The sequence below is a fragment of the Microcystis sp. M015S2 genome, from assembly GCF_020245945.1.
In the GTDB taxonomy this organism is placed as follows: Bacteria; Cyanobacteriota; Cyanobacteriia; order Cyanobacteriales; family Microcystaceae; genus Microcystis.
Genome location: NZ_JADBTX010000082.1, coordinates 1 through 11,279, shown reverse-complemented (window position 1 = coordinate 11,279; position 11,279 = coordinate 1). Strand labels below are relative to the sequence as shown.

The following is an 11,279-nucleotide window of genomic DNA, read 5'->3' as shown; positions in this document are numbered from 1 at the left end:
CTATCTGTCGAGTTTCATCGCTGACTTCTTTGCTGATTTCGACGATTCCCAGGGGAGAAAGTAATTGTTCAAGGTAATTTTTGGCAAATTGGTCATGGGGTTTCATGGACTGAGCAGTTAATCGATAATTCTCAATTGTATAGTTATTAAAAAAGTGGGTTTAAATAACCCACTTCTCAAGGGATGATTGGTAGTTTTTGGGATCGGAATTTTCAAACTGTGCCAGAAACTATGAGCAGCCATGGCAATTATTCTCCTTGTCAATAGTCAGCAATTGCAAGATTATACTACCTCTTCGAGAAAATCATAAATTTTGTCTAATTGTTCCAAGGTCACTAAACCGTACTGCCAGAGAATCATCGGTAAATGAATTTTATCAGATTGGATCGAGCGCTCGGCCATAGCGATCGATTCTTGGGGAAGGGACAATTCCTCTTGCAGAAATCGTCGGAATTGGGAATAGGCAATCGTGGACATAGATTTTTTTACTCAATAGTACATCTCGTGATTTTAACAAAACACCACCTGATCGGTTTCAAGGACGGTTAGTCCTGCGACCGTTTTTTCTGTATCTAAGCTATCTCGATGATAGAGAGTGCTTTCCTAAAAATCGCTGGCTCTCCTAAGATAGTCCCATTAGATCGAGCAGAATTTTGTCTCTGTTTAATCTATAGCAAGGGTGAAGATTATTCAATCTATGACTTGATAGACTATAAAAATCTTAATCGATATGGTTAGATCTTAAACAGTATAAATGCGTAATAGCTTATAAAAGCCACACTTATATTTCCAGACAAGGGACACTTTCTATAAGAAAGTCAACACCATTTTTAAAAATTAAGGTCTTGAGATAGACTCAATCTTAATTTTATCTCCTTCTTTCACTCCTAATTCTTTCGCTCGACCCCCAGCTAGTTCGATCACTTGATTAACCATGGTGTTTGGCCCATAGACAGGACAAGGATCGACGGCACAAGGAGGGACATTCAGCAAAACTGCTTTTACTATACCATCTTTTAGAAAAATCATGTCTAGAGGAATCGAGACATTTTTCATCCAAAACCGGGCCATCAGAGGTTGTGCAAAGGGAAATAGCATACCGCGATTTTTCTCCAAAGACAAGCGATACATTAAACCCTTGGCCTGTTGTTCCTGGGTTTGAGCCACTTCTAACTCAATCATCTCACCATTAATATCTGCTTTGGCCGTGATCGGTAATATTTGCCCTTGATTCTCAGTCGGAATCTGAGCCATTGAACTATTATTACCATTGAGATTAGTCGATTGACAACTCAGCAGCAACAAACCTAAAAATAGTATTAACTTGATCTTGAGCATAAATGATTTTTTACCAGTTATCACCAATAGTTATCAATACTTAATTTTTCTAGTATAAGTGGAGAATTAAGCAGATAAAACACTAACACAAAGTGGTGACGGCAAATATAAAGATAGTATTAAAAATATCTAGCATGGGGGTGAGCATCCTTCCTTGAGGAGAGGGGCAGGATTGCTAGAACGTATATACTAGGAAAATTCTCAAAGTTATTGGCCGATTTTCCCCCTCAATTTTGCCCTAGTCCGGCTGCAGTCGATCGCCTTCGTAGGTTAAAATACCATTGATCTATTGATCGATTATTGTAGGCTCAGGAGCAATCACCATGACCGCAGAAAGTATGTTATTTAATGGGGCGATCGTGGCGATCGTTCTCGTCCTCGTCGGATTAGCTTGGGGTTTTCTCCTCCTCAAAATCCAAGGTGGAGAAGCGGAATAGCTTGTTTTTCGGTTCATGGTTACTTTATTAGTAGTCATGAACTACTTTTTCCCATGAAAAGTAATTAAGAGAAAATCAATAACTAAAATTTTATGCCCACACCTATGACCACTCCCACGATCGAGTTTTTTGTCGGTTTATCAGAAGAATTAAGCGGTGTTAGTCTCCGCAAAAATAAAAGTACCGGGATTCGCAATGTCCTGATGACTTTTAAAACCCTGAAAGCGATCGAACGTTTCCAAAGTTTCACCACCCGTACCTACGGCGATCTCCGTCTCACCGATGAGGAAGGAGTGATTATAGTTATCCCCAACTCGACTAAGTTTATTTTTGGAGGAGATGAAGGAGATGAAATTCAACGGGTAGAATGTGGTTTTGAAATCACCGATGAACACTGGGAGCGTTTTCTGCGCTTTATGAATCGTTATGCGGCAGCCAACGGGATGGGGTATGAGGATAAGTGAGAAGACAGGAGTGGGAATTATAAATTATGAATTATGAATTATGAATTGGGGAGTGGGGAGTAGGGAGAATAAATAAAAATAATCTCCTGACTTCTGACTCCTGACTCCTGACTCCTGAGTTCTGATAGTTAAAAACGAGCTAAAATAAGGATAAATTTAGTCAAGAAACCATGAAAATAGCGATTACTGGGGCGACGGGATTTGTGGGTAGTCGATTGGTGGTCAAACTCTATGATCGCGGCGATGACATCCTAATTTTGACGCGCAATCCCGATAAAGCCGGGAGAATTTACCCAAAGTCAATCTATCCTAAGATAGAGATTATTCCCTATATCGCCACAGAATCGGGGGATTGGCAAAAAGAGATTTCCGGATGTGATGCGGTGATTAATCTAGCGGGGGAACCGATTTCGGAACGCTGGACTGGTGAAGCAAAACGAGCAATCGTCGCTAGTCGGCAAATCGGCACCGAGAAAATTGTCGAGGCGATCTCGCGTAGCGAGCGCGTTGCGACCGCAGTTGCTGCCCAGAAACCGAAAGTTTTAATTAACTCCTCGGCGATCGGCTACTATGGAACCAGTGAAACCGCTAGTTTTGACGAAAATAGCCCTCCCGGTGGCGATTTTCTGGCGGATGTCTGTAAAAAGTGGGAAACAGCCGCCCAAAAAGTTAAAGATTACGGCACTCGTTTAGTCATTCTTCGCACGGGTATTGTTTTAGGCAATGGGGGTGCTTTAGGGAAAATGATCCCACCCTTCAAACTTTTTGCTGGCGGTCCGATTGGCAGCGGTCGTCAGTGGTTTTCTTGGATTCATCGGGATGATTTAATTAATTTAATTATCTATTGTCTTGATCGCCCGGAAATCAACGGCACTTTCAACGCTACTGCACCCAATCCCGTCCGGATGAAAGAATTCTGTCAGATATTAGGGGAAGTAATGAAGCGTCCTTCTTGGTTGCCAGTGCCGGATTTTGCCCTCGAAATCCTCTTGGGAGAAGGGGCAAAAATCGTCTTAGAAGGTCAAGAAGTGCTGCCAAAAGCCACTCAAGCGATCGGTTTTGACTATCGTTATCCTAACCTAGAAGTGGCCTTAGAGGAAATTGTCCCGAAAATGTAGAATATCTGATGCACTAGCGGGCCGAATGCTCTCAATCTATTTTTCACTCCAGACGGGATGGGAGAATAAAGAGGCGGCCACTCTCACCCCGCGCAGTTGATTTAACAGGGGTAAATGGCCCACGGGAGCGCTTAAATCCCAGATAAATTCCTGCGGGTATTTCGTCCAATTATTGCCATTTTTCCAGCCAATTTTCGGCCAGAGTTTCGGGAAATCTTGACCGACACCGATCCATAATTTGCGCTGCACCGACCAACCGAATTTTCCTTCCGAATGAACTAACCAAAGATTATCAATAGTCTGAATATCTACACCGGGGAAAGCTTCTACTTCCGTAAAATAGACCCATTTCCTCTGTATTGCTCCTTCTCCTGCTAATTCACAGAGTTTTTGACGGGTGAGACTATCGGCAGTTTGAAAATCCTGTTTAGCCAATAATTCCTGTAAAAGTCGATAATCGATACCTTTAGCACTATCGAGGGGAACCACACCCGTGGGGAAATAATTAGCTAAAAATTCCTTGCTCTGAGCGCTATTATCTTGATAGAGCAATTGATAGGCCTTACCTGTCACCAGATTAACAGGAGTGGGGTGCTGGGCTAATAAAAAATCTCTCAATACGGTTAGGCCACCTTCTCCGGCCCCGGCTAATTGTGTCAGAATCTGTAATTGATTTTTCGGCGACTCGGTGGCTAATTGACTCATCTTACGGGTAATATCCTCGCTTTGTTCTTCTACTAACACGCCATTCTGGTCAGTCATATCATCACTTTTAAAACCACTCCTTCAATACTATTACCACTATTTCGGGGTCGCTGCTCGATTTTTTCCCGACAAAAAAGGGATTTTTAGCGGCTGGTTGATCCTACACTGAATAACCAGTTCAAACCATAACGGTACAAAAGTGATACCAAATTGTCATTCTAACCCGCGTGTTACCCAACCCGGGTTATGGGAGAAAAGAACCGATCAGCCGGAGACTCAATCTCAAAATAAACCCCTGAGACTCCAAATGTAGGTTAGCAGCTGCCTGAGAACTCAAACATTTGCCAAGGGGACTAGGTGGGACTAGGTGGTAAGTGTTGGGACGTAAGGGTTGTAGTTAGTTTCACAACCAGGAAACTAACTAAATGTCCTTGGCAGATGCTTGAGTTCTCAATCTAGTATTCAAAGCTACTGATTGCGGGTGAGTTCAGCCGTAGGGTGCGTTCCCTAATGTGGCTCCTACTGCTCCAGCGATCGATTTTTGGGAACGCACCATGCACATTGATTGAAGCTGTGGGTTTAAGTGCAATGCCGCCCTTGTCGGCCCAGTTGGGGAATGTTAGCGAAGATCCCCAATGTTTAGGTTAAAACATTGGGGCAAAAGTTGCAACAGGGTCAGGCCAATGACAGTTAATCAACCCCGCTACAGCAAAGAAGAATTCGCTCGACGTGGTAATGAGATTTATCAATCTCAGGTGCACCCCCAAGTCGAGGAAGGCAATCATGGGAAGATTGTGGCAAAAGCTTATTAGATAAACTCCGCTATTTACAGAGTTTTATGTGTCAACATATCAGCTATGTACACTGGTTTAGGAAAATTGTCTATTCAATTTGAAAAATGGCGTTTTGGGGTTGTTATATTCTTAAATGTAAAGTTTTGTTACGAGATTCAAGGTTTCTGGGGTTAGGGTTGTTTTCGGATTAAAATCATGATCGTTTGTTTGGACAGTTATTCTATTTTTACCTCCTCGATCAAACAGTCCAATATTAACACGGGCTTTGGCATCTAAACTAAGACGTAACATCGTATTGTCTTCAGCCGCTTCCCGATTAATGTTAGCTAACTCATCAAAGATTGCTGCGGTTTCTGGAATTTTTTTTGAGGTAAAACTTTAGCCGATCTTTTCAGACGATAACCTAAGTTATTTAATTTAAACCGAATAGTTTCCTCGGTCGGTAAATCCTCATCGCTGTACCCCTATTTAGCTATGACAAACATTTTCGGGCGGTCGATGGGTTGATAACGGGAAATAGCATCGCCGATTTTGCGATTATTCGATCTTAAGAGAATTGCTTCGGCTCGGTATCGCTGAAAGTGTAGCTTCAAGGGATACCAGGAAGCCAAAAGGAAGAATCGAACTTATCAAAAAATATTTGAGAGGGAGTCCTTAACCTTTGTTAAAAATAAGTGAGTGGACAGACTCGGAAAAATTAAGTTTTGAAAGTTTAATTGCACTTTACTATACTTTCACTTTACCCTAGAAGAAGAGCATCAAAAAGTCAAAAAATATACATGAAGACGGTCAAAAAGGAGGGAATATGCCAACGACCTCATCCCCAAAAAAAAGCGTTTTAAGTAGGAATTGAAAGAGCGGCGGACAGGATGAGGAGGTTGAAAGATTGAGAGGAAAAATGCCATGACGACAACCGTTCAACGCTTAAGCCAACTAAATTTTGCATCCCTATCACCAGCGGGGGGATTGTTCCCGTCGCCGATCACCTGGGAAGACCAAGCGTTCTATTTCTTGATGCTCGATCGCTTCTCCGATGGTCGTGAAAATGGGTACAACGCGGGGCGTGCATTTCTTCGATGAAGATCATCCAGTTTATCGGGAACTCGCCAAAATCCTAGAAATCCGCCGACAAAACATCGTCCTGCGTCGTGGTCGCCAATACCTGCGCCCGATTTCGGCCCCCGATGATGGAGTCCGCTTCAGCTTGCCGGAGATGGTGGGGGGACAGATTCGTTCTCTAGTGCCTTGGTCGCGGATTTTCAACGGTAAGGAGGAGCTGCTGGCGATTAACACGGATTATGACCAGCCGAGAACGGCTTGGGTGACGGTTGACAATGAACTGCACCAGGCAGGGAATATTTTGACTTGCATTTACTCAACAGATGCGGCGCAAATAGGTCAGTCGGTGACAGTGGAAGCCCGGAATGGGAAAGCAGTTTTGCTTACCGTTCCTGCCGCAGGATTTGTGATTTTTGAGTGAGAAGCTATCCAATCTCTCACCAACTGTCTACATTTAATGACAAATACGCCATTACAAAGCTGGTTCGATCCATTAATTAACTCTCAAGAATATCGAAGGAGAAGGTTATGAACACAATTGCACTTAACGAACATATCAAGCAACTACGTGCCAGAGATCCCAGGATCGCTATCACGTTCAATCCGCAACAATCTGCGATCACCATACTTCGGGGACGGCTGGCAAACCCAGTAAATGTAGAGGCACTGAAAAAGTCGCCTTATCAGTACTCACGGCAATTTATCCGGGAAAACCGGGTGCTTCTAGGTAACATCGATGAAAGCACCCAATTAGACAATGAAAGGGCAACGACTGATCGGCGAGGTATGACCCACGTACTCCTAGCCCAGAAGCACGGGAATGCCCAGGTTTGGGGAGGAAACCTATCAGTTCACTACGGAGCAGATGGGGCTGTCTATCTGCTTAAGTCTAACATTGCTTCCGCAATTGACATACCCGCAAGTCCCAGAATTGAGTCTGCTCATGCCACCGAAATCGCCAAAGAACACGCAGGTGCCGGTGCCTCTCTATTCGAGGGAATACAACCCGCCTTAGTCGTGGCTGATGCCAAGACACTCCATAAAGAGCAAGAAGGGAAGAAGTATTACCTCTGCTGGCAACTAGGAATCATCTTGCCAGAAGGAAATAAAGAACTCGGTTGGATCTATTTTGTTGATGCCCTTGAGGGAAAGGTGATTTTCCGCTACTCCTCAGTGCAGACTGGAACGGGAACAGGTCACTACTCCCACGGCACGACCTTGAACTCGGAAGCATTTGGTACGACCTACCGATTACGGGATACCTTAACTTCCTCGACCTGGCCCGAAGCTACTAAACCAATCATCCACACCTATGACGATCATGGTTCAACCAGTTGTACTTTGACGAACTACTCCGAAGAAGTTGATGACGACTGGGACAAGGTCGGACCGCCTCGTCCTCCTAATCGGCTCGACGACCAGGGACCGGAAGTGGATATCCACCGATTTGTGGGCTACGTCTTAGATTACTACTATCTAACTCACGGTTATAACGGCTGGGATGGTGCAGGTTCTGATATTAAGGCTCACGCCCATAATGAGTACCTGTCTAACAACGCCTTCTGGTGGAGCTTCTACCAGCAGATCTACTTTGCTGATGGCAACGGCGATCCAGGCGATCCAGGGGCCACCCGTGATTTCATGTGCCCGTTAGATACTGTTGGTCATGAATACACTCACGGCGTGAAATATTACTTCAAGATTCTCCAAACTTATGACGGAGAAACCGGAGCCTTAAATGAGGCGACAAGCGATCTTTTCGGTGCTTTCATTGCTCTGGATTATCCAGTTGAGGACCCATGGCCCTGGGTACAGGGTCGGCAATATCGGTTGGATGGGACAATTGGCCGCAATATGGTCGATCCCAGTCGGGACGCTGCGGGTGTCGTGGGGTGGGATGCTACCAGCAAGGCAACAAAACACACGAGCTACCAAAACGGCTACTACCCCGACCACTACAGTATCCGATATACTGATGCACTTGACAATAACGGTGTCCACATCAACTGCCCCATCATAACCCACGCTGTCTATTTGATGATTAACGGTGGCACCCATCGGCTTTCTGGTGTAACGGTTACGGGCATTGGTGTTGGTCCTGTCGAACAAATGCTTTATGAGGTGATCTCGACTGGATTGCTGACCAACACATCGGATTTTGCCGATTTCCGCCTCGCCTTCATCGAGGTTTGTCAGACGCTTTATCCAGAGGAATTGGACTACCTGGCTACAGTTAAAGCAGCCTTCCACGCCGTTGGCATCGGTCCGGATTTGTATATCCGAGACACGCTTTCGGACCAGGGAGATGAACCGGGTAGCCTCAGTTGCATGAGTCCCGATATCATTGTGCGGCAACAATTAGCTAACGCTGCTACTTTAACGCAGATCGCCGATCCGACCAACGGTTCCCTCTGTCAGAATATTGAGTTAGGGGCAGGCGACCATTACGTCTACTTCCGTCTGTTCAACCGAGGTTCTGTTGCTGGGTCTGGCACGTTCCGCCTATTCATCTCGCCCGTTTCAACTTTTCCAACTCCAGCCACTTGGCATGAAGTCGGTCACTATGACTTTACTGGCATCTCAGCAAGTGGCGGGATGTGGGTTCCGACAGCCGCAGGCGAGTGCCTTACCCTGTCAGAAACATTGATTAATACACTTGGTGTTGGACACTACTGCTTTATCGGCATCATCGAGAGCGACGACGATCCCCCGCCTGACCGAACGCTGATTGACAATGTCTCAGAGTTCCACAACTTTATTAGCAAGAGCAACAACTACGCTTGGCGAAACTGTGATGTTGTCAACCTTGTTCCTGATACGTCGGGTGAGTTGCCTACTATCACACAGACTTTCCAGATCAATGGCTTTGGTCGTCGGTACGAGCCGCGAAACCTGGAGCTTGACACGCGAGACCTGCCGGAAGGAACCCAAGTCACCCTCTGGCTTCCCAAGACTAAGTTCTACGGACTCAAGGCATTTGAAGTTCGAGTACTGCAAGCAAAGATCGGCGTGTCTAAGATTGGGGGAATCCTTGAAGAATTGCCAGTTGAGCAGCTGCGGATGCGTCCGATTCCTTTGAGGGAGCTAGTTAAGGTTACAGATGTCGGTGCAATTACACCGAAGGCGATGCCAGCAGAAAAAATCCCAGCATTGCAGGCGCTTCGCTTGTCTCCGCAGAAGGTGATTCGTCTGACAGGTCTCAAGTTGCAGCAGGAGGAAAAGATCAATGTCCAATTTGCAGTCAAGTTTCCGAGGAACACAGGTACGCGCAGCGTAACTCTAGCAATTCGTGAACGGCTAAACGACCAAGTACTAGGACAAATCAACTACATCTTCCAAATCCGTGAGGTTCCCCCAGAAGCAATAGCTAAGAAAGCCTTTCGGGTTTTCGGTAGCGTCATTGATGCCGAAACTAAACAAGGTTTAGGAGGACTTCGGGTTGAGGCATGGGATAAGGATTTAATTTGCAATGATCTAGTTGGCACTGTCATTACGGACAAGCAAGGTGCTTTCCAGTTGGGCTTTGACGAATCCTACTTCCGGGAACTTTTCCTGGACCGGCGACCTGACCTCTTCTTTAAGGTCTTTCAAGACGGCAAGATGATCAAGAGCACTGAAGATTCAGTCATCTGGAACGTAAGTACCGGAGATACTCAAGTTGTCATTGAAGTGGCGCGATTGGTATAAAGCAAAGGAATAGCGATCGCTTCTTTGGAGGGCAAGACGCGATCGCTTTTTGAAAGGGCAAGACGCGATCGCTAAAATCCAACAGGAGGTGAAATTCCCTTGAGCTACTCAACTTGACAACAATGCGATCGCAGTTTTTGAAACAGAAAAGAAGCGATCGTACTTCTGAGATGTCCATGCCACAAAGTAGAAAGTTCACATCTTTTTTAGATTAAACAGGAGTTGAAAAAATGACACGCACAAACAAACGTTATGGATGGGTTCCTGACTTACCAGATCATCGAGATCTGCTTTACGCTGCACCCGTTACGGCACTGAGAGCTTTACCAGCCAAGGTCGATCTCCGCCCTAATTGTCCCCACATCTACGATCAAGAACAGTTGGGCAGTTGTACCGCCAATGCCATTGCTGGTGCCCTTGAGTTCGATCAAATGAAGCAGAAATTGACGGATATTTTTACCCCTTCCCGCTTGTTTATTTACTACAACGAACGGGTCATGGAAGGGACTGTGAACGAAGATAGCGGCGCCATGATTCGTGATGGCATTAAAAGCGTTGGCAAGCAAGGCGCTTGTCCAGAGGAAAAAACCAAACAGCATCCGGGACCTGAGGGCGTCTGGCCCTACGATCCTGATTATCAGGTCAGGTTTATTAAAAAACCTACCCCAAAATGTTATGAAGTCGCGGCCAAACACCAAGCAATTCTTTACAGCCGGCTAGTGCGAAACCTCAATCAGATGAAGGGATGTTTAGCATCCGGCTATCCCTTCGTCTTTGGGTTCAGTGTTTACGAGAGCTTTGAAAGTCAAGAGGTGAAACAAACAGGTCGCGTCCCCATGCCGTCTCCCAATGAACAATTATTGGGGGGTCATGCCGTGTTAGCCGTCGGTTATGATGATAGCCAACGGCGGTTTATCGTCCGCAACTCCTGGGGGAAAGACTGGGGAATGCAAGGCTACTTTACCATCCCCTATGCTTATCTGTTGGACGATAACCTAGCTGACGATTTCTGGACGATTCGTCAAGTGGAAAATGAACCGTAGGCTATCTCAAAACTCTATCTTGAGGAGATAGGGAAATCTGATTAAATGCGACTGTTTTCGGAGGAGCAGGGGTGATAAAGCTTATCTAACCTGCTTCCCAACTCTCATTTCTAACTCAAAACTTCCATGTTTCAACGCGAATCTACTTTCAAGGATTTGAGCAATTTAAACCTCACTGCTGTACGCTGGATAAGCTTTGACCCTGGGGATGATCTTAATCTGTCTCGTAGCTAACCCGGCCCATGCAGCCTGTAATAGTGACAATTCATTAAGAAGGAATTCTGGTATGTCGGAAATTGTAATTTTAGACAGCGATCGGGGGAAAACATTCGAGGTGCGGGCGGGCGATTTAATTGCCATCCGTCTCGCAGAAAACCCCACTACCAGCTATCGTTGGGAAATCAGCGGAGTTGACAATCAGCTTGTCAAGTTCCCCAGTTCAGATTATACCATTTTTCTAAAGTCCTGACAGACATAGAGATTCTAAAATCCAAGACCATCCTGTCAAATATCCAATCGTATCATTAGATAGAGAATTTAAAAGATGGTAAAGTTTACTTCTTAAGTTATCAAGGGAGTTAAAATTGCTCCATGCCAACAAGTTTTTCAAATATAGCCAAACTCTCTCAATGGG

Annotated in this window: 11 protein-coding genes and 2 pseudogenes; 8 read left to right on the top strand and 5 right to left on the bottom strand. The window is 45.3% G+C overall.

The window, feature by feature from the left end:
* Positions 1 to 282: 282 nt before the first annotated feature.
* Positions 283 to 477, bottom strand: a complete 195-nt coding sequence (locus IM473_RS14855; protein ID WP_002757016.1) for a DUF2949 domain-containing protein — start codon at positions 475 to 477, stop codon at positions 283 to 285.
* Between the two features lie 360 nt (positions 478 to 837).
* Entirely contained in the window at positions 838 to 1,338 is a 501-nt protein-coding gene (locus IM473_RS14850; RefSeq protein WP_287660264.1) for a DUF192 domain-containing protein, read from the bottom strand.
* A 323-nt stretch (positions 1,339 to 1,661) separates the two neighbouring features.
* On the opposite strand from IM473_RS14850, the gene petM reads away from it, so the two are divergent.
* From petM to thyD, 3 genes are all read left to right on the top strand, one after another.
* Entirely contained in the window at positions 1,662 to 1,775 is a 114-nt protein-coding gene (petM, locus tag IM473_RS14845; protein WP_012265655.1) for a cytochrome b6-f complex subunit PetM, read from the top strand.
* Positions 1,776 to 1,879: 104 nt separating this feature from the next.
* Complete coding sequence (gene psb28, locus IM473_RS14840; RefSeq protein ID WP_287660265.1) at positions 1,880 to 2,239, top strand: photosystem II reaction center protein Psb28; 360 nt, start codon at positions 1,880 to 1,882, stop codon at positions 2,237 to 2,239.
* 170 nt (positions 2,240 to 2,409) lie between these two features.
* Positions 2,410 to 3,357 carry a thylakoid membrane protein ThyD gene (thyD, locus tag IM473_RS14835; protein WP_287660263.1) on the top strand — a complete coding sequence of 316 codons (948 nt, stop codon included), beginning with the start codon at positions 2,410 to 2,412 and terminating at the stop codon, positions 3,355 to 3,357.
* 36 nt (positions 3,358 to 3,393) lie between these two features.
* Here thyD and IM473_RS14830 read toward each other — a convergent pair whose 3' ends face one another.
* Positions 3,394 to 4,119: a GUN4 domain-containing protein gene (locus IM473_RS14830; protein ID WP_287660261.1), complete on the bottom strand. Its 726-nt coding sequence runs from the start codon at positions 4,117 to 4,119 to the stop codon at positions 3,394 to 3,396.
* Between the two features lie 626 nt (positions 4,120 to 4,745).
* Between IM473_RS14830 and IM473_RS14825 the strand changes: the two genes are divergently transcribed.
* The gene (locus IM473_RS14825; RefSeq protein ID WP_287660266.1) at positions 4,746 to 4,874 is read left to right on the top strand and encodes a hypothetical protein; all 129 of its coding nucleotides are present in this window, start codon (positions 4,746 to 4,748) and stop codon (positions 4,872 to 4,874) included.
* Positions 4,875 to 5,021: 147 nt separating this feature from the next.
* Here IM473_RS14825 and IM473_RS14820 read toward each other — a convergent pair.
* Positions 5,022 to 5,320, bottom strand: a pseudogene (locus IM473_RS14820) (ISAzo13-like element transposase-related protein); the annotation flags it as partial.
* A 581-nt stretch (positions 5,321 to 5,901) separates the two neighbouring features.
* Between IM473_RS14820 and IM473_RS14815 the strand changes: the two are divergent.
* The 4 genes from IM473_RS14815 to IM473_RS14800 all read left to right on the top strand — a co-directional run bounded on the left by IM473_RS14815 (position 5,902) and on the right by IM473_RS14800 (position 11,114).
* Positions 5,902 to 6,336 carry a hypothetical protein gene (locus IM473_RS14815; protein WP_287660259.1) on the top strand — a complete coding sequence of 145 codons (435 nt, stop codon included), beginning with the start codon at positions 5,902 to 5,904 and terminating at the stop codon, positions 6,334 to 6,336.
* A 107-nt stretch (positions 6,337 to 6,443) separates the two neighbouring features.
* A complete protein-coding gene (locus IM473_RS14810) occupies positions 6,444 to 9,602 on the top strand; it encodes a M4 family metallopeptidase (RefSeq protein ID WP_287660258.1) in 3,159 nt (1,052 codons plus the stop codon).
* A 230-nt stretch (positions 9,603 to 9,832) separates the two neighbouring features.
* The gene (locus IM473_RS14805) at positions 9,833 to 10,645 is read left to right on the top strand and encodes a C1 family peptidase (protein ID WP_272082557.1); all 813 of its coding nucleotides are present in this window, start codon (positions 9,833 to 9,835) and stop codon (positions 10,643 to 10,645) included.
* Between the two features lie 286 nt (positions 10,646 to 10,931).
* On the top strand, positions 10,932 to 11,114 hold the full coding sequence (locus IM473_RS14800; RefSeq protein WP_287660257.1) for a protease inhibitor I42 family protein: 183 nt from the start codon (positions 10,932 to 10,934) through the stop codon (positions 11,112 to 11,114).
* Here IM473_RS14800 and IM473_RS14795 read toward each other — a convergent pair.
* A pseudogene (locus IM473_RS14795) lies at positions 11,103 to 11,279 on the bottom strand (IS630-like element ISMae27 family transposase); the annotation flags it as partial. The gene IM473_RS14800 and the pseudogene IM473_RS14795 overlap by 12 nt on opposite strands.